Below are 22,037 nucleotides of genomic sequence, written 5' to 3'. Positions count from 1 at the left end.
TAGCTCGTCAGGCTCATAACCTGAAGGTCGCAGGTTCAAATCCTGCCCCCGCAACCACCGATACAGACACTCCCGCGAGCCCTGCTCCGGGAGTGTTCTGCTTTTGGGCCGCCCACTCCAGGAGCGTGCCGAACTCGCCGCACAGCGTCATGTCGAGCTGTGCCGCCCCACTTCCTCGACCGCTGAACGCACGACCATATGCGGCGGTGATCTCGCTGGTCAGCTACGCGCTGCGGCCGCCGGAGGACGATCACGCGCGCATTCCCGCGCATCTCGCCAGCCAGCACGTCAGCATCGAGGTCCACCACTGCCGGTGACCGCCGGGATACGGCGGTCAGTACGGTGAGAGCGGCAAATGGACGCGGCTCCGCGACGGCACGCGGCGCCTCTCCGTGTTCATTCAATGTTTTGAAATGTCCGGCGCGACTTGCGCCGTTCAAGTACACTGATAAGCGAGGGACTGCGAACGCAGTTTCAGTTCGCCTTCCAGATAGGCACGGAATCCCGGGGAACAGATGAGCTTGGCGATCTCCTCCTTGTCCAGGATGGGGATGAACGGGTTGTTCGACAGTTCTTCGAAAGCCGCTCTGGCCAACAGCCAAAGATCAGGCGGAAGTGCCTTGATGTAGCGGCCCAGGGCATAATCGTCCTCTTGCGCCATGCCGGCGCCCTCCCGCTCTAGACTGTCAGAAACAATGACGGTGAAATGAGAATTGCGCAAAGGAGCTCCCTCGTAAATAGGGACTTGGTTAACAACGAGGTAAAGCTGCACGCTGTTGTTGGCGCGCCACATTATACTTTCTATGTAGCCGCTCCGTTGCGCCGTCCGATGGGTTGAACCGGAGCTTCGGTATGCTGGTCATACCGCTTCCGCTTAGAATTGTGGCGTGAATTACAAAAGCCGCTAAAAAGCGAATAGCATGGACGCATTGACACGTTTTGCGTCGCTGCCGTACAAACCTACCCGAAAGACGTAAGAAAATACCTCGATATGCGTAATACTCCCGTATGCAGCGTCGCGAGTCGGGTACGATGATGTCCGTGGACGTGGAAATCAGCGAAGTCGGTCCGCGCGACGGCTTGCAGGGCCTGAAGGCGTTCGTTCCCACCTCGGTGAAAACCGCCTGGATCACCGCCGAGGCGGCGGCCGGCGTGCGGGAGATCGAGGTGTGCTCCTTCGTCCCGGCGAAGGTGGTGCCGCAGTTCACCGACGCGAGGGAGGTGGTGGCGCACGCGCTGTCCGTTCCCGGGCTGACGGTGGCCGCCCTGGTCCCCAACCTGCGCGGCGCCGAGGACGCGGTTGCGGCCGGCGTGCACAAGATCACCTTCACGCTCTCGGCCAGCCGCAGCCACAGCCTCGCCAACGTGCGCCGCACGCCGGAGGAGCAACTGGCGGAGTTCGCGCGCATCGTCGCTTTCGTGCGTGGCCTGCCCAAGGAGAGGCGGCCGTTCCTGTCGGCCGGGCTGTCCACCGTGTTCGGCTGCGTCTACGAGGGCGCGGTGGACGAGGGCGCGGTGCGCCGGCTGGCCTCCGCGCTGGCCGAGGCCGGGGCGGATGACGTCAGCCTCGCCGACACCACCGGCTCCGCGCACCCGCTCCAGGTCCGCCGCGTGGTCGCGGTGGTGAAGGCGGAGATCGGCGATACGCTGACCGCGCTGCACCTGCACGACACCCGCGGCCTGGGGCTGGCCAACGTGCTGGCCGGGCTGGACGCCGGAATCCGCGCCTTCGACGCGGCGCTGGGCGGGCTGGGCGGCTGTCCGTTCGCGCCGGGGGCGCTGGGCAACATCGTCACCGAGGACCTCGTCTACATGCTGGAGGCGATGGGTCTGCGCACCGGCATCGACCTCGACCGGCTGGTCGCGGCGCGGCGTGAGCTTGCGGCCGCGCTGCCCGGCGAGCGCTTTGTCGGCCACCTGCATCACGCCGGGGTACCGAAGGGCTTCCGCCCCCCATCCGCGTCCATCCCCTGAGCCTTCCGGACATCCGCATGAACAGCGCCCCTTCCGACAGCACGTCTCCCCTCGCCGGCATCCGGGTGCTGGAACTGGACCACATGGTGATGGGGCCGACCTGCGGCCTCGTGCTCGCCGACCTTGGCGCCGACGTCATCAAGGTCGAGCCGATGCCCGGCGGCGACAAGACACGCAAGCTGACCGGTTCGGGTGCCGGCTTCTTCGCCACTTACAACCGCAACAAGCGCTCGATCGCCGTCGACCTGACCGTGCCGGAGGGCACCGCCGTGGCGCGGCGCATCGCCGAGACCGCCGACGTGCTGGTCGAGAACCTCCGCCCCGGCTCGCTGGACAGGATGGGCCTGGGCTGGGAGGAGCTGCGGACGATCAACCCGCGGCTGGTCTACTGCTCGCTCAAGGGCTTCCTGCCCGGCCCGTACGAGAACCGCGCGGCGCTGGACGAGGTGGTGCAGATGATGGGCGGACTGGCCTACATGACCGGCCCGCCGGGCCGGCCGCTGCGCGCCGGTGCCTCGGTCAACGACGTGATGGGCGGGCTGTTCGCCGCCATCGCCATCCTCGCTGCGCTGCGCCAGCGCGACGTTACCGGTCGGGGGCAACTGGTGCGCGCCGGGCTGTTCGAGAACAACGTCTTCCTGATGGCGCAGCATATGGCGCAGTACGCGGTGACCGGCAAGCCGGCCGCCCCGATGCCGGCGCGGCTGGCCGCCTGGGCGGTGTACGACGTGTTTACCACCAGGGACGACGCGCCGGTGTTCCTGGGGGTGGTCACCGACACGCAGTGGCGCGCCTTCTGCACCCATTTCGGGCTGAGCGACCTGCTGAACGACCCCGAACTGGCCAGCAACCCGCAACGCGTGGCTGCGCGCGACCGCATCATCCCCGCGGTCGCCGCGCTGTGTGCCGCGCGCAGCAAGGTCGAGCTGATGGAGGCGTTCGAGCGCCTGGGCCTGCCCTATGCCCCCATCGTCCGCCCGGACGAGCTGTTCGACGACCCGCACCTCAACGCGTCCGGCGGGCTGCTGGACGTGACGCTGCCCTCGGGCGGGTGCACGCGGTTGCCGGCGCTGCCGGTGGAGATCGGCGGCGCGCGGCCGGGCGTCTATCGCGACGTGCCCCGCGCCGGTGAGCACACCCGCGAGATCCTTGCCGAGCTGGGCGTCGGCGCGGACGACATCGACCGGCTGGCGGGGGCGGGCGTGGTCGGCCCGTAAGCCCGGCTGCCGCTGCCCGAGACAGGAGTGACCGACATGATCCGATCCAACCTCCATACCCTGGGCCGCATCCTGGGGCTCGCCGCGCTCGTGGCGCCATGTCTGGTGTTTAGCACCTTGCTCCGCCCGGCCGGTGCCGCCGAGTTCGTCATGGCGACGGTGTCGCTGACCAGCGAGGACTTCCAGCTGGCCATGGCGTGGTCCGACCTGCTGACCCAGCGCAACACCGGCATGCGCATCACCCCCGTCGCCACCGGCACCGTGAAGGGGCTGCGCAACATGGCACAGGGGCGCGCCGACCTGTCGCTGATCGGGGCGCCGCACTACCTGGACGCGGTCAACCGCGACGGCAGCTTCAAGGAAGACCCGCCGAGCATGATCGAGGGCTACAAGAACCTGCGGGTGCTGTTCGCCATCGACACCGGCATGGGCCAGTATGTGGTGCGCGCCGACAGCCCGATCCACACGCTGGCCGATCTCAAGGGGCGGCGCGTCAGCATCGGTCGGCCGGGCGGCAACGCCGGACGCGTCTCGGTCTCGCTGTTCAAGGTGCACGGCGCCGACGCCGAGCGCGGCGAGGTCCTCACCGAGTACCTGGACTACGGCCCCTCGCTCGACCGGCTGGGCAACGGGCAGATCGACGCCACGTTGGTGTGGGGCGGGTTGCCGCAGGCCGGCATCGACCAAGCCTCGCGCAACACGCCGCTGCGCTTCCTCTCGCCCGACCCGGGCAGCCTGACGGCGCTGCAGGGCGCGATCAGCAACGGCGCCCACTACCTTTACCGCACCATTCCGGCGGGCCGGATCAAGGAGGCCTACGGCGCGCGCGTGGCCAGCGACGGCGATGTGGTGTTCTGGACCTTCCCCTTCATGGTGATGGTGCGCGCCGACCTGCCGGAGCAGGCGGCCTACACGCTCTGCCGCACCTTCTGGGGCGGGGTGGACCGGGTGCGTGCCAGCTCCGCCGCGCTGGCGCTGATCGACCAAGCCAACGCCGCGTCGGGCCTGTCGGCCGAGTTGCATCCCGGCGCCCGCCGTTGCCTGAGCGAACTCGGCGCGCTCTGACCCTTCCAGCTTCACGGAGAAGGCCATGACCAGCCTGACCGAAACCGCTGCCGTGGCGCCGACCATCGAGAGCCTGCGGCGTGGCGTCGGGGCGGCGCTGTGCGCCGCGCTCGCCGCCTTCATCATCGGTTCCACCCTGTACGGCCGGCTGACCGTCTGGGTGCAGTACGAGGTGGTGCTGATGCTGGCGCTGGGCGCCCTGTTCGCGCTGCGGCCGGGGCCGCTGGCGGCGCGGCCGGCGCTGGACGCGCTGCTGGCGCTGGCGCTGACCGTCGCCGGCGCCTCTGCCGGCGTCTACATGATCCTCAACTACCAGGACATCGCCGCCTTCCGCGAGGGCCTGCCCAACGGCTGGGACCTGACCGCCTACGTGGTCGGCACGCTGGTGGTGCTGGAGGGCGCGCGCCGGGCCGAAGGCTGGATGCTGCTGGGCGTCGTGCTGGCCGGCATCGCCTACCTGGGGTTCGGCAACCTGCTGCCGGGCTGGGCGGGGCACCGCGGCATGGGGGTGGAGGAGGTGGCCGAGCTGTCCTACAGCAGCAATGGCATCTTCGGCGTGGCGCTCGGCTCGGTGGTGGAGATCGTCTACGTCTTCGTGATCTTCGGCGTGGTGCTTCGGCTCAGCGGGGTGGGCGACTTCTTCGACTGGATCGCCGGGGCGCTGTCGATGGGCCGGCGCTCGGGCTCGGCGCAGTGCGCCATCGTCGCCTCGGCGCTGTTCGGCTCGATCAACGGCTCGGCGACGGCCAACGTGGTGGCGAACGGCTCCATCACCATCGCGACCATGCACCGCGCCGGCTTCTCCAAGGCCTACGCGGGGGCGGTGGAGGCCTCCTCCTCGGTGGTCGGCCAGATCATGCCGCCGGTGATGGGCGTGGGCGCCTTCATCATGGCGGAGATCACCGGCGTTCCCTACGGCAACATCATGCTGGCGGCGCTGGTGCCGTCGTTCCTGTTCATCTTCTCGCTGTCCTGCGTGACGGCGCTGGAGGCGGACAAGCTCGGCATCAAGCCGCCGGAGGGGCAGGACGGCACCTGGACGCGGCTGCGGGTGATCCAGATGGTGATCACGGTGGTCTCCTTCACGGTGCTGCTGACCATGCTGTTCAGCGGCTACTCGGTGGACCTGTGCGGATTGGGGGCCATCGCCGCACTGCTGGGCCTGGCGTTCCTGTTCCCGGAGACGCGGCCGGACCGGGAGACGCTGCGCCGCATGCTGGTCGAGGGCGGGCAGGAGGGGCTGACCGTGGCGGTGTCCTGCGCGGCCATCGGCATCATCATCGGCGCGGTGTCCGCCACGGGGTTGGGCATCAAGCTCAGCCAAGCGATCGTCGTGCTGGGGCAGAGCGACTTGTTCCTGGCGCTGATCGCCGCGGTGGCGTGCTCGCTGCTGCTCGGCATGGCGCTGCCGACGGCGGCCTCCTACCTGTTGGTGGTGTTCACCGCTGGGCCGGCGCTGACCGAGCTCGGCCTGCCGACGCTGACCACGCACATGTTCGCCTTCTACTACGCGGTGATGTCGGCGATCACGCCGCCGGTGGCGCTGGCGGTGTTCGCCGCCGCCGCCATCGCCCAGGAACCGGTGATGCGGATCACGATGCACTCCATGCGCCTGTGCATCGTCGCCTTCCTGTTCCCGTTCCTGTGGGTCTATCAGCCCGAACTGATGCTGCAGGACGTGTCGCTGGCGACCCTGCCCGCCATCCTCGCCTCGCTGGCGACGCTGGCCCTGGCGGTGGTGATGCTGGCGGCGGTGCAGGTCGGCCATTTCCACGGCCGGATACTGTGGGCCGAGCGGCTGGTGCTCGCGGCGTGCGCCGCGCTGATCTACGTGCCGGGGGCGCTCAGCACCGGCATCGGCTTCACCATCGGCGGCGCCATCCTGGCGCGCCGGCTGCTGGCTTATCGCCGCCAATCCGTGGAGGTTGCACTGTGAGTCTCTACCCGCCGCCCGAGACCGTGAAGGCCGAGGTCTTCGCCCGCCTGCCCGAGGAGTTCCGCCGCAAGGGCCGCCGCAGCGCGTGGGCTGACGCCAACAAGCGCGGGGAGGAGTTGCACTCCTTCCTCGAGGGGCCGGCCTTCGACGCCCGGGGCAACCTGTGGCTGACCGACATTCCCTGGGGCCGCATTTTCCGCGTCTCGCCCGACGGCGTGTTCACGCTGGTGGCGGAGTACGACGGCGAGCCGAACGGGCTGGCCTTCCACCGCGACGGCCGGCTGTTCATCGCCGACTACAGGAAGGGCATCCTGGTCCTCGACCCGGGGACCGGGCAAATCGAGCCGGTGCTGGAGCGCGCCCGCGGCGAATGTTTCAAGGGTGTAAACGATCTGGTGTTCGCGGCCAGCGGCGACCTCTACTTCACCGACCAGGGGCAGACCGGCCTGCACGACCCGACCGGCCGGCTGTACCGCCTGGGTACCGATGGCCGGCTGACCTGCCTGTTCGACACGCTGCCCAGCCCCAACGGCTTGGTTCCCAACAAGGCGGAGACCGCCATCTACGTCGCGGTCACCCGCGCCAACGCCATCTGGCGCGTGCCCTTGGCAGCCGATGGCTCCACCTCCAAGGTCGGCCTGTTCATCCAGCTGTCGGGAGGGTTGTCGGGACCGGACGGAATGGCGCTCGATTCGGATGGCGGATTGTGGGTGGCGCACGCAGGAAACGGCTGTGTGTGGGGATTCGACATCCTTGGTGCGCCAAAATGTCGCATCCTTTCGGGCGAGGGATTGTTCACGACGAACCTCTCCTTTGGCGGAGAAGCCGGCCAAACGGTCTACATCACCGAATCCGAGAGTGGGACGGTGATAAAATACCGCCTTCCGGTGGCAGGAAAGCCTTTGTTTGGGCCATCGAATCGCTGATTCGCATACAAACACACAACATTGTCGGGTACGCAAACGAACGGCGCCGTTCCATACGGTGCCGTTTTCCTATTTCGTGCGTGTAACACGGATGTTGCGAATTAACGGTTCGTAAGTGGTTTGAAATTGCCGAACATCGCACATGCTTGCGGTAGGCGCATACCTGTGCATGCACCAAAACTAGGTTGCATTTATTAAATACGTGACATAAAAGGGACCCACGACGTCAACGGCACCGCCCAAAAGGGTGAAACGGTACGGGGCGTCGCAATCATAAAAATCAAAACGTGATTCGCAGCACCGGACACCCTGTGAAGGGGCTGGCGAGGCGGTCGCGTTGTGGGTTTGACCGGCCGGCGACTGCATCCTCGTCGGCGCGGAAACCACTCATTCGTTTTGAATTTTGACACTGGGCGAGCATCGCTTTCCAGAGCGCGGACGCTTGCCTCACCGATACGTGAAAGGAAGCGGGTCTCATGTCTTTGCAAAAGTGCTTCATCGTCGATTCGACCCTCCGCGAAGGCGAGCAGTTCGAACTCAGCCACTACACCCTCGCGGACAAGATCGCGATCGCTCGCGCCCTCGATTCGTTCGGCGTCGACTTCATCGAGGTCTCCTCGCCCGCGGTGAGCCCCAGCGCCCGCGAGGCCTGCAAGGTGCTGACCGGCCTGAAGCTGCGCGCCCACGTCGCCGCCCACCTGCGCTGCCACATGGACGACGTCCGTCTGGCGTTGGAATGCGGCATCACCGCATTCAACCTGTTCATGGCCTCCTCGCCGATCCTGCGCGCCTCCAGCCACGGCCGCGGCGTCGAGGAGATCGTCCGCCAGGCCACCGAGGTCGCCGCCTACATCAAGCGCGAGCGTCCGGAGGCGATCGTCCGCTTCTCCTGCGAGGACGCGTTCCGCAGCTCGCTCGACGACCTGCTCTCCATCTACGTGCCGCTGTCGAAGACCGGCCTGTTCTCGCGCTTCGGCATCGCCGACACGGTCGGCGCCGCCAGCCCGCTGCGCGTCATGCAGACGCTGCAGATCGTCCGCAAGGCGCTGGGCCCCGATATCGACATCGAGTTCCACGGCCACAACGACACCGGCTGCGCCACTGCCAACGCCTGGATGGCGGTCGAGGGCGGCGCCACGCACATCGACACCTGCGTCATGGGCCTGGGCGAGCGCAACGGCATCACCCGCCTGGAGGACCTGGTCGCCGCCATCTACGCGGTGGACCACGAGGCGGCGCGCGCGCGCTTCGACCTGCCGGCGCTGAAGCCGCTGGTCGAGTTGGTGGCCCGCATCGTCGGCGTGGAGGTCCCCTTCGGCGCCTGCATCGTCGGCTCCAGCGCCTTCACCCACAAGGCGGGCGTGCACTCCAAGGCGATCATCGCCAATCCGAAGACCTACGAGATCCTCGACCCGGCCGATTTCGGCCTGGAGCGCAACGTGATGATCGCCCACCAGCTGGTCGGCTGGAACGCGGTCAAGGCGCGCGCCGGCCAGCTCGGCTACGACCTCGACGCCGAGGCGCTGAAGCGCATCACCGCCACGCTGAAGGACATCGCGTCGCGCCGCCGCATCACCAACGGCGACGTGGACGAGCTGATCGCCGGCGCCGCCGCCGTGAACGGCAACGAGATCGACGCCACCGAGTTGAAGGCGGCCGCCTGATGAGCACGCAGCACACCCCCTCCACTGGCCCCTCCACCGCCCCCTTCACCACCATCGCTCCCGGCATCGGCTTCGGCGGCCCGCTGCCCGCCGGCTGGCGGTCGATGGCCGACAGCGAGGTGCTGGTCCTGGTCGGCGTCACCGGCGCCGGCAAGTCCACGGCGATCACCGCGTTGGAGCAGCGCGGCATCCGCTTCAGCCTGCTGCCCGACCGCCGTGTCGTCACCGACAAGGCGATCATCCCGCTCTACGCCGACGGGCCGGTGACCGACCGCGTGCAGCGCTTCTCGATCACCCAGCGCTTCACGCACGACTGCCCGGGCGGCATGGCGGCGGTGCTGGCCGGGTTGGCGGCCGACGCCTCCAAGCGCGGTCTGCCGCTGGTGTTCGACGGCCTGCGCGGCGAGGCCGAGGTGGTGCACGCCGCCGAGGCGCTGCCGCAGGCGCGCTTCCTGGTGCTGACCGCACCGGATATGGTGCGCCTGATGCGCCTGCTGAAGCGCGGCGACGCCTTCGACCGCGCGGCGCCGGGCACCGACGCGGCGGTCGGCTCGAACTTCGAGCTGCCGGGCGCCGAGGGCATCCTGACCGACGAGGAGGTCGCCCGGCTGCGCGCCGAGGTGGCGGTGGGCACGCTGGAGGCTGCCGACGTTCTGGCGAAGTTCAAGATCATCGCCGCCGAGCGCCGCAACTACGACCCGGACCGTGCGGTCGACACGCTGATGACCATCGCGCCGGAGCGCACCGCGGTGGTCGACACCACGGTGTCCGGCCCGGCGGAGGTCGGTTCCGTGCTGGCTCGCCTGCTGACCGGCCGCCGTCACCGACTCGCCGCCTGACACGGCGTTCGTCGTCACGAAAAAGCCGCCGGCTTCCGCAGGGAGGCCGGCGGCTTTTTTGTGTGCGTGGGTCTACCGCACCAGCGCGTCCAGCAGCGCCAGCACGCCGGCGCCGGCCGCGCCGACCAGCAGCGCGGTGGCCAGGTTGCGGCTGAACACCAGCTTCGGGTAGGGCACGTGGAACATCTGGCTGGCCACCATCACCGTTACCCCGACGGGCGAGATGGTCACCGCCAGGCTCCAGCCGATGATCAGCGCCTCGGCCAGTGACAGCCGCGCTACCGCGTCCGGCAGGTTGGCGAAGACGCCGAGCAGCACCGAGGCGGAGATCGCCGGGTGCAGGCCGAGCGCGCCGGCCAGCAGCATGATGGCGATCACCGCCAGCAGCAGCGGGAACGGTGGCAGCCCGACCAGCAGCGGCGCCACCGTCGGGGCGAAGCCCGGCAACCCGGTCAGCACCGCCGCGAAGATGTTGGCCGCCGCCACCAGCAGCAGTTCGTCGCTGCCGTAGACGATGCCGCCCAGGCTGGTCTTCAGGAGCGGCTCCGCCTTCTCGCGGCCCATGGGCGCCAGGAGCGCCGCGCTCAGCAGCGGCACACCGACCACCACCGCACCCATGGCGCCGATGCCGGTGAGCCACATGATGGCGACGAACACCGCGGCGATCAGCGCCGAGATCGGGACCAGCGGCAGCAGGCCGTGGAAGATGCGCATCAGGCTGCGCGGCCCGGTGCCCGCCACCGCGAGGTCGGCGGCCAGCGCCAGCACCGCGCAGGCGAGGCCCAGCAGGATTACCGAACCCGCCGGCACGTCGTGCATCTGATGGGTGACGTAGGCGACGCCGACGAAGAACGGCGACCAGAAGGCGGCGAAGCTGATGCCGCGCACCGAGGCCAGCGCCGCCTCGCGCCGGCCGCGCTCGTGGACGTCGGCCTGCATCAGCGGCGCCAGCACCGCGTGCGCGCCGAAGGACAGGAAGCTGCCGATCCCGAAGGCGCCGACCAGGAATCCGCCCTCCACCTGCCGCGGGTCGAGTGGGGCGAGCCGGGTGCGCACCTCGCGGATCGCCTGGCCGGCGTGCGCGATGGTGCGCAGCAACTGCAGCACGCACAGGAAGGCGCCCAGCAGCATGGCGTTGTGCAGCCCCTGCCAGATCGGCCACGGGTTGCCGACCGCCCAGGTCACCGCGGCGACCGCCGCGGCCAGCAGGGCGAACAGCACCCGCGTGGTGCGCCGCGCCCGCACCACCGCCGGCGGGATGAACAGCGCCAGCAGCACCGCCGCGACGTCGCCCAGCGGCCCCGTCCAGGGCGGCACCAGGAGTGCGACGAATTGCAGCGCCGTCAGCCCGATCAGCAGGATCTGGATCGGCCGCACGATGGCGCGCTGCAGCGGCGACGCGTGCTGGGCGTCGGGAAGCGCCGTCTGCTTATCGGAAGTGGTCATGGTGCGGCCGGCCGTTTGTCGTTCGCAAGGATTGCATACTCTGTTATGCAACTGAAACGGTTGCATAATAGATCGAATTGCATCCAATCATATAGAATGATTTAACACGTTCGTCGTATTGGTAGGCGGTCGCCTGCGGTTCCTGCTCTCCTGATGCGGGGAATGGGGCCGGAAGGGGCAATGATCGGATGACGGTTGGAGGATGGTGCTCTCCCTTGGGATGATGGTCCGTTCCAGCGCTGACGTGGTAATGCGAAAATACCGCGACGTTTTGTCTCCTAAATCGGGTGGCAAGCGCGCGTGTCCACCGCATAAAGTTGCGTAAATCGCGCAACGATCGCGCTGGCGCTACGTAGCTTCGCCGATTGTACGCCAACAGACAAAACACGCCACGGAAGGTGAGCCGCATGTTCGAGATGAAAGACTTGGGCCGTGTGACGTCCCCGTTCCGCACCGCCGCCCGCGTGGCGGCCGCCGGTGCGCTGCTCCTTGGTCTGCTGGGGGCCGGACCGGCGTCGGCCCAGGTGACTCGCGTCGTCACCGCCAACTTCGCGCCGCTGACCGACAACTCGTCGCCGGACAAGAAGGGCCTGCTGCACGACCTCGTCCGCGAGATGATGAAGCTCCAGAAGGTCGACAAGCCGATCGAGTTCATGGCGTGGCCGGATGCGGTGGCCGAAGCCGATGCCAAGCCCGGCACCCTGTTCTTCCCGGTCACGCGCAACAAGGAGCGCGAGGACAAGTATCTCTGGCTGACCAAGATCTTCGACATGGACCGCTCCTTCGGCGGGCGTCCGGGCAGCGCCCCGATCAACACGCTGGACGACGCCAAGCGCCTGAAGGGTGTCGGTACCACGGTCAACAGCGCCTCGCTCACCTTCCTGAAGCAGAAGGGCCTGACCAACATCGTCGAGTTCGCCACCTCGCGCGATCTGATGCAGGGCCTGCTCGACGGCAAGATCGACGTGGCCTACCAGCCCAACCCGTTCTGCAAGACCGACTGGAAGGCGGTCGGCGGCCAGGGCGCGCTGGTCTTCGGCGAGCCGCAGGAGCGCTCCGCCGCCTACCTCGCGGCCAACAAGGCGTCGACCCTGAATCCGGCGGACTGGCAGGAGGCGCTGAAGGTCCTGGAACAGGCCGGCGACTTCGAGCAACTGCTCAAGCTCTACGGCATGGAGTGACGCGGTCGGCGGGCGGCCGGTTTCGGCCGCCCGTCTCCGTTTCCGGGGTTGAGTCGGAGAGTTTTCTGAATACTGCAGTATGGGTGAAATTTAATTGACGTGAGAGCGATCGGTGATTGATTTGCGAAGATGACTTGGGTTTATTTGTTTTTGATTTAGTGAATGAATGGCAATTTGCAATGTTATGAACTGCCGTATTGTCGTGCCTATGATGTCCTTTGTTCGTTTCGGCCGGGCGGGTATTTGATGGTGCCGTGGCTGTGACGTTCTGTCCCGGGGGAAGTCTGTGATGTCGATGGACGGTTTGACGGAAGCGGCCCCGAAAGGCCTGTTCTTCATGCGCAGCATCAGCCAGAAGATCATCGTCTGGGTGGTGCTCCTGCTGGCGTTGGGCCTCGGCAGCCTGATCACCTATCAGGCGATGAAGGTGCGCGAGCTGGCACTGACGGTCTTCGACCAGGGTTCGACGCAGGTGACCCGGCTCCTGGCCGACAACCTGTCGTCGGCGGTCAAATACGCCCGCACCGAGGCGATCAAGGGCTCCTACGCCGACGTGGCGCAGAACGCGCAGGCTGGGCTCGACGCCGTGCTGGTGCTGGACAAGTCCGGCAAGCCGCTCGACAGCTACACCCGCGCCGGCGTCGATGCCGCGGCGGTCGCCCGCTTCGCCGAGGAGACCCGCGCGCGCGCCGAGAGCGGCGCGGTCGTCCAGTCCACGGACCAGCAGACGCTGGTGATCACGCCGGTCGTCTCCGGCACCCAGCGCGAGCGCGTCGGCTACCTCGCCGCGGCGTGGAGCCGCAAGGCCGTGGTCGATCAGATCACGTCGGACACCGAGGCCTCGGTCGTCATCTCGCTGGCGGTGGTGGTGGTCCTGGTGCTGGCCCTGTACGTGCTGGTCCGCCGCATCGTCATAACGCCGACGCTGGAGATCAGCACGGCGATGCAGATGATCTCCGACAACAATCTGGACATCCGGCTGACCTGCCTGAAGCGCGCCGACGAGATCGGCACCATCGCCCGCGCGGTCGGGGTGTTCCGCGACAGCACCGCCAAGGTCCGCCTGCTCAACGACGAGCAGGAGCGCACCAAAACCGAGGCGGAGGCCACGCGCAAGAAGCTGCTGGCCCAGCTGGCGCAGGACTTCGAGTCCAACGTGTCGACCCTGGTCGAGCAGGCGCTGATGGCCGCCAGCGAGATGGGCGAGTTCGCCCACACGCTCGCCAAGCGCGTCGCCGAGGCCGAGCGGGGCGCGGTGGAGATCGCCAGCGCCACCTCGCACACCATGGAGAACGTCGGCAGCATCGCCTCGGCCACCGAGCAGCTGTCGGCCACCACCTCGGAAATCTCCATGCGAATCAACCAGTCGGTGGAGGGCGCGCGCAACACCGCCGAGGCCGCCGACCAGACCAGCCACACCATTGAGGCGCTGGCCAGCCAGGCGCTGCGCATCGGCGACATCGTCAAGATGATCAACGACATCGCCAGCAAGACCAACCTGCTGGCGCTGAACGCCACCATCGAGGCGGCGCGCGCCGGCGACGCCGGCAAGGGCTTCGCGGTGGTCGCCAGCGAGGTCAAGCAACTGGCCAACCAGACCGCCAAGGCGACCGAGGACATCACCCAGCAGATCAACGGCGTGCAGTCCTCCACCCAGCGCGCCGTGGACGAGATCAAGTACATCTCCAAGGTCGCCGAGGGCGCGCGCGAGATCGCCACCGGCATCGCCGCCGCGGTCGAGGAGCAGAACATCACCACGCACGAGATCTCGCGCGCCGCCAACCACGCGGCCACGGGCACCCAGGCGGTCGCCACCAACATCGACCTGGTCACTGGCGAGGTGGTGGACGCCAGCCACATGGCCAAGGACCTGCTGGACGCCAGCCGCAAGGTGTCGGAGCAATTCAACCTGTTGCGTCAGCAGGTGAGCAACTTCATCAGCCACGTCCGCGCGGCCTGATCCTTCGCCATCGATTACGCCCGCCGGGCTGTTTGCCCGGCGGGCGTTTTCATGTCCCCTCGTTGCCCCGCACTGGTCACGGACAGCGGGGCGATGACGCACAAATGTCCGACGAAGGCCATCATTCTCGCGTGCGTTGAAAACCACGCAAGGAATTGACCGATGGCTACGACCACCACGGGCCTCGCCGACGCCAAGATCGTCGTGAACGCCTATGGCACGTCCGCCGGAGGCATCTGGCCGCACTTCCGCCTGCTGGTGGACGGCAAGGACGCCGGCCAGGCGACGGTGAGCGCAACCAACCCGAGCGCCTACAGCTTCACCACCCAGGTCGCCGCCGGGCAGGCGCACACCGTTCAGGTCCACTTCGACAACGACGCCAGCGTGAACGGCGAGGACCGCAACCTGATGGTCCGCTCGGTCGTGGTGAACGGCAACACGTTGCTGCCGACCCAGGCCGTCTACGACCGTTACGCGCTGGACGGGCAGGACACGGTGCCCGGCCAGGAAGGCATGTGGTGGGAAGGCGCGCTGAACTTCAGCACGCCCGCCAGCTTCTACCCGGCCGCCGCCGCGACGACGCCGACCACCCCCACCACGCCGACCACGGCATCGGGGCAGTCGACCATCGTGGTGAACGCCGCGGGCACGCTGGCCGCCGGTGTGGGCGCGCATTTCAATCTGCTGGTGGACGGCGTCAAGGTGGGCGAGGGCACGACGACAACCACCGCCAAGGACTACACCTTCACCACCACCGCCGCGCTGGGCGCCGGGCACAAGGTGCAGGTGCAGTACGACAACGACACCAGCGGCCGCGACCTGTTCGTCAACAAGATCACCATCAACGGCAAGGCCGTGGCGCCGACCGACTCCATCGTCAGCTACGACAAGGGGGCCCTGGACGGCAAGGACGTGGTCGCCGGGCAGTCCAGCCTGTGGTGGAACGGCACGCTGGTGGTGAACGCCGACTCCTCGTTCTTCCCGGCGGCCAGCACGCCGACGACTCCGGCGCCGGCCGCCGGCACGTCCACCATCGTGGTCAACGCGCTGGGCACGCCGTACAACGGCGTCAACGCGCACTTCAACCTGCTGGTCGATGGCGTCAAGGTGGGCGAGGGCACCGCGGGCACCGCCGCCAAGGATTTCACCTTCACCACCAACGCCGCGACCGGCACCGGCCATAAGGTGCAGGTGCAGTACGACAACGACTCCAGCGGCCGCGACCTGCTCGTCAACAAGATCACCGTGAACGGCCACGCCTACGCGCCGACCGACGCGGCGGTGACCTACGACAAGGGGGCGCTGGATGGCAAGGACGTGGCCGCCGGGCAGTCCGGCATGTGGTGGAACGGCACGCTGGTGGTGAACGCTCCGGCCGCCGACTTCCCCGCCGGCACCACGACGCCGACCACCCCGGCACCGACCGGCCCGGCCTTCTACGTGGCGACCAACGGCAAGGACACCTGGTCGGGCAAGCTGGCGGCACCCAACGCCGACGGCACCGACGGCCCGTTCGCCACGCTGCAGGCGGCGCAGCGCGCCATGCGCACCAGCGACATCGACACGACCTACGTGCGCGGCGGCGACTATTACATGAAGGACCAGCTCTGGCTGGACGGCAGCGATTCCGGCGTCCGCTTCGCCGCCTACGGCAGCGAGAAGCCGGTGTTCCACGGCGGCACGCTGATCGACAATTGGGTGTCGCGCGGCAACGGGCTGTGGAGCGCGCAGCTGCCGGCCGGCTCGAAGCCGGTGCTCGACCTCTCCATGGACGGGCAGCGCCAGACGCTGGCGCGCACGCCGAACGAGGACCCGACGCACCCCATCGACGGCGGCTGGCTGATCGCCGACAAGGCGGCCTCCGGCACCGGCACCAATCAGATCACCTTCAAGGCCGGTACCGTCCCTTACTTCGCCGACACCAAGGGGCTGATGGTCAGCGCCTTCGGTCAGCACGGCTACGACGACGTGCTGGTGCCGGTCACCGGCATCGACTACACGCGCAACGTCATCACGCTGGGCAGCGGCAGCTGGGACGGCTTCGGCGAGGGCAGCCGGTTCTTTATCTACAACGCCAAGGACCAGCTCGACGCCAACAGGGAGTGGTTCTACGACGCCGCGTCGAACCAGATCCTGTTCCGGCCGGAGGGCGGCACGCCGGCCGGCCACAAGGTGGTCGCGGCGCAGCTCGACGTGCTGTTCGGCATGGGCGGCGCGAAGAACGTCACCATCGAGGGGCTGACCATCGCCGACGGCGGCCCGACCGGCCACGGCCTCTACGCTCAGAACGCCGACGGCCTGGTGTTCAAGAACAACACGGTGCTGAACACCGGCTACGGCATCACCGTGCAGACCAGCCCGAACGCCAAGGTGACCGGCAACAGCTTCGACCACACCGGGCGCGAGGCGGTGTTCCTCAAGGCTGGCAGCAACTTCGCCGACGTCTCGAACAACACGGTCGAGTACGCCGGCGCGGTGGACCGCGGCAGCGACGGCATCTGGGTGAACGGCAGCTCCGACGTAACGGTCAGCCACAACCTGATCGAGCACACCGCCGGCAAGGCGATCTCTGTCGGCTCGGTGCAGATCACCGGCGACGAGACCTACCGGGTGTCGGTGACCTACAACACGGTCACGGACTCCAACCGCGAGACCAGCGACGGCGGCGGCATCTACCTGATCAACCGCCAGCAGACCGCCACCGGCCACGTCGTCGCCTACAACGACGTGTCGGACACCAACGCCTTCGGCAACGTGCGCTGGGACGGCTCGGTCTCGCCGACGTGGCTCGATCCGAAGCAGCTGGTCAGCTGGGGCGTCTACCTGGACGACTGGACCAGCGGCGCCGCGGTGAAGGGCAATTACGTGCACGGCAACCTGGGCGGCGTGTTCCTGCACGGCGGCTGGAACAACACGGTGTCCAACAACATCATCGCCGGCAACGACGGCCGCGAGATCGGCCTGCAGCAGAGCGTCGGCTACGGCGGCTGGAAGGGCACGCCGATGTCGGGCAACGACTTCCACCACAACGTCATCGACGCCACCAACCAGGGGCTGGTGGTCGCCATCGACGGGCCGAAGACGGCCGGCACCTTCCATGACAACGACTACGCCTACCTCGACGCCGCGGCGAAGCTGTTCCAGGTGTGGCCGCAGGCGATGGCGGGTACGCAGGGCACGCTGGCCGAGTGGAAGGCGGCGGGGTATGACGCCAACTCCCTGACCCTGAACCCGCTGTTCGCCAACCCAGGGGCGGGCGACTACACGCTGGCGTCCGCCTCGCCGATGTACCAGCACGGCTTCGAAGCAATCCCCATGGATCAGATCGGCCTGCTGCACTGATGAGTACAGCGCACCCCTCCGGTTTGTGATAGTCAGGACAGGCCATCGCAACCGGGGGGACCCATGGCGGAGTGGAGTGCGGGCTACGTCGCCGACATCGAATACGAGCCGGGCCTGTTCCGCCAGCAGGCCCCGGCGCACCTCGACCTCGTCTGCCTGCTGAACGGCCTGGAGCCGCCGCAGGCGGGCGAGGACTTCGCGTGGTGCGAGCTGGGCTGCGGCCAGGGTGTCACCGCCAACGTCATCGCCGCCGCCAACCCGAAGGCCACGATCCACGCCGTGGACTTCCACCCCGCCCACATCGCCCGCGCCCGGGCGACGGCGAAGGCCGCCGGGCTGGGCAACGTCACCTTCCACGAGACCAGCTTCGAGGAACTGGCGGACGGCGCGGTGCCGGACCTGCCGGCCTTCGACTACATCACCCTGCACGGCGTCTACAGCTGGGTGGGGGTGGAGGCGAAGCGGGCGATCGTGCGCTTCATCGCCCGCGCGCTGAAGCCGGGCGGGGCGGTCTACATCACCTACAACACGCTGCCCGGCTGGTCGAACCAGATCCCCCTGCAGCGCCTGCTGCTGGAATACGCCCGCACGGTGCCGGGCCGCAGCGACCACGCCGCGCTCGAGGCGCTCGACTTCGCAGAGGCGCTGTTCGGCACCGGCGCCAGGGCGGCGGGCGACGCCGACGTGTTCAAGCGTCTGCGCGACCCGTCCACGCACCCCACGTACCTTGCGCACGAGTACCTGAACGGCAGCTGGCAGCCGCTGCTGCACGCCGACGTGGCGCGCGACCTGGCGGCGGCGAAGCTGAGCTACGCCGGCTCCGCCCACATGTTCATGAACGAGCCGTCGCTGGTGCTGAGCGCGGAGCAGCGCGCGCTGCTGGACGGCATCGCCGACCCGGTGCTGCGCGAGAGCTTCGCCGACTATTGCGATGTGGAGCGGCACCGCTGCGACGTCTTCGTCCGCGGCGCCCGGCCGTTGCCCCCGGCGTTGCGCGAGGCGCGGCTGCGCGGCCTCGGGCTGGCGCTGATCGGCCCCATCGGCTTCCCCTACACCATCGACGGCAAGGGTACGCCGCTGGTGCTGGAGGAGCGTGTCTACGGCCCGATCATCGCGGCGTTGGGCGCGGGGGCGCGCCGTATCGGCGAGCTGCTCGATCTGCCGGAGGTGCGGTCGACCGGGGCGCCGCCGGCACGGCAGCTGGCGCTGGCGCTGGTCGGCGCCGGCGCGGCGATGGCGACGCAGGGGCTCGACGCAACACCGCTGGAATCGGTGCTGCGCTTCAACCGCGCGCAGATCGCCGAGGCTCTTGCGGCGGAACACCCGGTGGCGTGGCTGGCGGCGTCGGTCGGTGGCGCCGGCCTGCACACCGACGCGGCGGGGGCGCTGCTCTACCGGTCGGTGCTGGAGGGAGGGCCGACCGAGGCGCCGCTGCTGGTCGACCACCTGCTCGGCCCGCTGCGGGTGACCGACTTCATGAACGACCCGGCCGCCCTGCAGGCCGACGCGCAACGCCGCGCGCATCTCGCCCAGGGGCTCGACCGGGCGGCGCGCTTCGAGTGGACGGCTTGGCGGCGGCTCGGCATGATCTGACCAGGGGGAATAAGCGGGCGCTGCGGGGCGTCCTGCTCGGGACGGACAACAACGAACGGGGGAAACACCATGAAACAGACGATTCTCGCGGCGGCCCTGCTGCTCGCCGTCACCGGCGGCGCCCAGGCGCAGCAGAGCGGCACCATGAGCTTCTTCGTCACCAGCGCCGGTTCCGGCAAGGGCGCCGACCTTGGCGGGCTGGAGGGCGCGGACCGGCATTGCCAGCAGTTGGCATCCGCGGCCGGAGCCAGCGGCAAGACGTGGCGCGCCTATCTCAGCACCCAGGCCATGGGCGGCCAGCCGGCGGTGAACGCCCGCGACCGCATCGGCAAGGGCCCGTGGACCAACGCCAAGGGCGAGGTGGTCGCCAAGAGCGTCGAGGACCTGCACGGGCCGAGCAACAACCTGACCAAGCAGACCGCGCTGACCGAGAAGGGCGCGGTGGTCAACGGTGGCGGCGACCAGCCGAACACGCACGACATCCTTACCGGCTCGCAGCCGGACGGCACCGCCTTCGCCGGCGCCCAGGACATGACCTGCGGCAACTGGACCAAGAGCGGGACCGACGGCGCGGCGATGCTCGGCCACCATGACCGCAGGGGCCTGGACGATTCGCCGCCGGCCAAGTCCTGGAACTCCTCGCACGCCTCGCGTGGCGGCTGCAGCCAGGACGCGCTGAAGGGCACCGGCGGGGCGGGGCTGTTCTACTGCTTCGCGGCGAACTGAGGACAAATCGCCCGCATACCCCCTGTTATCTTTTGAACCAGGCGGCGGACGCGCTATCTGATGGCGGATGAGGTACCTCCGGGGACCTCTCCGCCACCGGAAAGCCGTATGTCGACCGCTAAGGACCTCTTCTCCCACCGCAAGCACTGGGCGCACCGCTTCGGCACGGCACCCTTCCTGCCGACCTCGCGCGCCGAGATGGACGCGCTCGGCTGGGACAGCTGCGACGTCGTCGTCGTCACCGGCGACGCCTACATCGACCACCCCAGCTTCGGCATGGCGATCATCGGGCGGCTGCTGGAGGCGCAGGGCTTCCGCGTCGGCATCATCGCGCAGCCGGACTGGCAGACGGCCGAGCCGTTCAAGGTCCTGGGCAAGCCCAACCTGTTCTTCGGCGTCACCGGCGGCAACATGGATTCCATGGTCAACCGCTACACGTCGGACCGGCGGCTGCGGCACAACGACAGCTACACGCCGAACGACGAGGGCGGAAAACGCCCCGACCGCGCCGCCATCGTCTACTCGCAGCGCTGCCGCGAGGCGTACAAGGACGTGCCCATCGTGCTGGGCGGCATCGAGGCGTCGTTGCGCCGCATCGCGCACTACGACTACTGGTCGGACAAGGTGCGCCGCTCGGTCCTGGTGGACGCCAAGGCCGACATCCTGCTGTACGGCAACGCCGAGCGCGCCATCGTCGAGGTGGCGCACCGTGCCGCGGCGGGCGAGGCGCCGCGCGCCATGCAGGGCATCCGCGGCACCGCCTTCCTGCGCGACACCGTGCCGGAGGGTTGGCACGTGGTGGACGCCGCGGCGGCGGTGGAGGACGGCGAGGCGCTCAACCCGCGCCGCGACGAGCCGGAACAGACCGTGGTGCGCCTGCCGTCCTACGAGCAGGTGGCGGCCGACCCGGTGCTGTACGCCCAGGCGTCGCGCGTGCTGCACCAGGAGGCCAACCCCGGCAACGCGCGCCCCATGGTGCAGCGGCACGGCGACAAGGAGCTGTGGCTCAACCCGCCGCCGATCCCGCTGACCACGCCGGAGATGGACGGCGTCTTCGGCCTGCCCTACGCCCGCGGGCCGCATCCGAGCTACGGCGACGCGCGCATCCCGGCGTGGGAGATGATCCGCTTCTCGATCAACATCATGCGCGGCTGCTTCGGCGGCTGTTCCTTCTGCTCGATCACCGAGCACGAGGGGCGGGTGATCCAGAGCCGCTCGCAGGACTCGATCCTGCGCGAGATCCAGGAGATCCGCGACAAGACCAAGGGCTTCACCGGCCACATCTCCGACCTGGGCGGGCCGACCGCCAACATGTACCGCCTCGCCTGCAAGGACGACGCGATCCAGCGCACCTGCCGGCGGCCGAGCTGCGTCTATCCGGACATCTGCAAGAACCTCGGCACCGACCACGGCCCGCTGATCGAGCTGTACCGCAAGGCGCGCGCGGTGAAGGGGGTGAAGAAGATCTCCATCGCGTCGGGCCTGCGCTACGACCTCGCGGTCAAGAGCCCGGAGTACGTGAAGGAGCTGGTGAAGCACCACGTCGGCGGCTACCTGAAGATCGCGCCGGAGCACACCGAGGCCGGGCCGCTGTCCAAGATGATGAAGCCGGGCATCGGCGCCTACGACAGCTTCAAGCGGATGTTCGAGCAGGCGGCGAAGGAAGCCGGCAAGAAGCTCTACCTCATTCCCTACTTCATCGCCGCGCATCCGGGCACCACGGACGAGGACATGATGAACCTCGCGCTGTGGCTGAAGCGGAACGGCTTCAAGGCCGACCAGGTGCAGACCTTCCTTCCCAGCCCGATGTCGGTGTCGGCGGCGATGTACCACACCGGGCGGAACACGCTGCGCCCGGTCCGCCGCTTCGGCGGCGAGACGGTGGAGGCGGCCAAGGGGCTGAAGCAGCGCCGGCTGCACAAGGCCTTCCTGCGCTACCACGACCCGGAGAACTGGCCGGTGCTGCGCGACGCGCTGAAGGAGATGGGCCGCGCCGACCTGATCGGGCCGGGGCCGCAGCACCTTGTCCCGGCGTGGCAGCCGGCGGGGACGGGGAAGGGGGCGTGCGCCAGGAAGGGTGGCGGGACACCGTTCTTCACGCAGCAGGCGGGTGCGGGGCGGCGGCGGATGCCGGCGGGGAAGGGGCGCTGACGGTTTCGGGGCGGGGC

General features: G+C 68.5%; 16 protein-coding genes. 14 read left to right on the top strand and 2 right to left on the bottom strand.

The features are described 5' to 3' along the window. Positions 1-149: 149 nt before the first annotated feature. Positions 150-317 (top strand): hypothetical protein, encoded by a 168-nt coding sequence (locus tag TSO221_RS35245; RefSeq protein WP_158283955.1) that lies wholly within the window; start codon positions 150-152, stop codon positions 315-317. Positions 318-436: 119 nt separating this feature from the next. Here the strand turns inward: TSO221_RS35245 and TSO221_RS34760 are convergent, their stop codons facing one another. Next, the gene (locus tag TSO221_RS34760) at positions 437-793 is read right to left on the bottom strand and encodes a hypothetical protein (protein WP_146208653.1); all 357 of its coding nucleotides are present in this window, start codon (positions 791-793) and stop codon (positions 437-439) included. A gap of 239 nt (positions 794-1,032) precedes the next feature. On the opposite strand from TSO221_RS34760, the gene TSO221_RS00150 reads away from it, so the two are divergent. The 7 genes from TSO221_RS00150 to TSO221_RS00120 all read left to right on the top strand — a co-directional run bounded on the left by TSO221_RS00150 (position 1,033) and on the right by TSO221_RS00120 (position 9,621). Beyond that, positions 1,033-1,974: a hydroxymethylglutaryl-CoA lyase gene (locus tag TSO221_RS00150; protein ID WP_109116458.1), complete on the top strand. Its 942-nt coding sequence runs from the start codon at positions 1,033-1,035 to the stop codon at positions 1,972-1,974. Positions 1,975-1,991: 17 nt separating this feature from the next. Then, positions 1,992-3,191, top strand: coding sequence for a CaiB/BaiF CoA-transferase family protein (locus TSO221_RS00145; RefSeq protein ID WP_109116457.1), 1,200 nt, complete (start codon positions 1,992-1,994; stop codon positions 3,189-3,191). A gap of 36 nt (positions 3,192-3,227) precedes the next feature. Next, positions 3,228-4,256 (top strand): TAXI family TRAP transporter solute-binding subunit, encoded by a 1,029-nt coding sequence (locus TSO221_RS00140; RefSeq protein ID WP_109116456.1) that lies wholly within the window; start codon positions 3,228-3,230, stop codon positions 4,254-4,256. 25 nt (positions 4,257-4,281) lie between these two features. After that, the gene (locus TSO221_RS00135; RefSeq protein ID WP_109116455.1) at positions 4,282-6,192 is read left to right on the top strand and encodes a TRAP transporter fused permease subunit; all 1,911 of its coding nucleotides are present in this window, start codon (positions 4,282-4,284) and stop codon (positions 6,190-6,192) included. After that, entirely contained in the window at positions 6,189-7,118 is a 930-nt protein-coding gene (locus tag TSO221_RS00130) for an SMP-30/gluconolactonase/LRE family protein (protein WP_109116454.1), read from the top strand. Before TSO221_RS00135 ends, TSO221_RS00130 begins: the two co-directional genes overlap by 4 nt. A 476-nt stretch (positions 7,119-7,594) precedes the next feature. After that, the gene (locus TSO221_RS00125; protein ID WP_109116453.1) at positions 7,595-8,782 is read left to right on the top strand and encodes a homocitrate synthase; all 1,188 of its coding nucleotides are present in this window, start codon (positions 7,595-7,597) and stop codon (positions 8,780-8,782) included. After that, entirely contained in the window at positions 8,782-9,621 is an 840-nt protein-coding gene (locus tag TSO221_RS00120; protein WP_109116452.1) for an AAA family ATPase, read from the top strand. Before TSO221_RS00125 ends, TSO221_RS00120 begins: the two co-directional genes overlap by 1 nt. A 72-nt stretch (positions 9,622-9,693) precedes the next feature. On the opposite strand, the gene TSO221_RS00115 is transcribed toward TSO221_RS00120, so the two are convergent. After that, complete coding sequence (locus tag TSO221_RS00115; RefSeq protein WP_109116451.1) at positions 9,694-11,067, bottom strand: hypothetical protein; 1,374 nt, start codon at positions 11,065-11,067, stop codon at positions 9,694-9,696. Positions 11,068-11,474: 407 nt separating this feature from the next. On the opposite strand from TSO221_RS00115, the gene TSO221_RS00110 reads away from it, so the two are divergent. The 6 genes from TSO221_RS00110 to TSO221_RS00085 all read left to right on the top strand — a co-directional run bounded on the left by TSO221_RS00110 (position 11,475) and on the right by TSO221_RS00085 (position 22,020). Continuing rightward, the gene (locus TSO221_RS00110; RefSeq protein ID WP_109116450.1) at positions 11,475-12,248 is read left to right on the top strand and encodes a transporter substrate-binding domain-containing protein; all 774 of its coding nucleotides are present in this window, start codon (positions 11,475-11,477) and stop codon (positions 12,246-12,248) included. A gap of 289 nt (positions 12,249-12,537) precedes the next feature. After that, on the top strand, positions 12,538-14,208 hold the full coding sequence (locus TSO221_RS00105) for a HAMP domain-containing methyl-accepting chemotaxis protein (RefSeq protein WP_109116449.1): 1,671 nt from the start codon (positions 12,538-12,540) through the stop codon (positions 14,206-14,208). A gap of 162 nt (positions 14,209-14,370) precedes the next feature. Beyond that, positions 14,371-17,550 carry a carbohydrate-binding domain-containing protein gene (locus TSO221_RS00100; RefSeq protein WP_109116448.1) on the top strand — a complete coding sequence of 1,060 codons (3,180 nt, stop codon included), beginning with the start codon at positions 14,371-14,373 and terminating at the stop codon, positions 17,548-17,550. Positions 17,551-17,613: 63 nt separating this feature from the next. Then, entirely contained in the window at positions 17,614-19,143 is a 1,530-nt protein-coding gene (locus TSO221_RS00095; protein ID WP_109116447.1) for a class I SAM-dependent methyltransferase, read from the top strand. A 69-nt stretch (positions 19,144-19,212) separates the two neighbouring features. Next, positions 19,213-19,869: a hypothetical protein gene (locus TSO221_RS00090; RefSeq protein WP_109116446.1), complete on the top strand. Its 657-nt coding sequence runs from the start codon at positions 19,213-19,215 to the stop codon at positions 19,867-19,869. A gap of 108 nt (positions 19,870-19,977) precedes the next feature. Next, positions 19,978-22,020, top strand: a complete 2,043-nt coding sequence (locus TSO221_RS00085; protein WP_109116445.1) for a YgiQ family radical SAM protein — start codon at positions 19,978-19,980, stop codon at positions 22,018-22,020. The last annotated feature ends 17 nt before the right edge of the window (positions 22,021-22,037 follow it).

Origin of the sequence: Azospirillum sp. TSO22-1 (assembly GCF_003116015.1) — a bacterium.
Lineage (GTDB): Bacteria > Pseudomonadota > Alphaproteobacteria > Azospirillales > Azospirillaceae > Azospirillum.
This window is presented reverse-complemented; position numbering and strand designations above follow the sequence as displayed.